The 319-nt window shown below is 63.6% G+C and carries 1 protein-coding gene; it reads left to right on the plus strand.

The window, feature by feature from the left end:
* Nucleotides 1-319: replication initiator protein A (locus BGN91_RS06825; protein WP_292611699.1), on the plus strand; the 319-nt coding region annotated here is incomplete at both ends.

Here is a 319-nt window from a genome sequence, read left to right on the forward strand (position 1 = left end):
CTCATGGCCTATCCGTTCTTTTCGCTCGCGAAGTCGAAGCGGCTGACGCCAATCGACTTCAAGGCCGGCACGATCGTCATCCGCGTCGAAGCGATCCCAGAGCACGGCATGGCGACCATCTGGGATGCCGATGTGCTGATCTGGGCAGCCTCGCAGATCGTCGAGGCCCGCGATCTTGGCCTGCGGCCGTCGCGCCTGATGGCCGCCACGCCATACGAAATTCTCTCCTTTATCGGCCGCGGCGTAAGCGTACGCGACTACGACCGTCTCAAGGCGGGGCTCGACCGCCTGCAATCGACCACCGTCGCGACCTCGATAC

Source organism: Nitrobacter sp. 62-13 (assembly GCF_001896955.1).
Classification (GTDB): domain Bacteria; phylum Pseudomonadota; class Alphaproteobacteria; order Rhizobiales; family Xanthobacteraceae; genus Nitrobacter.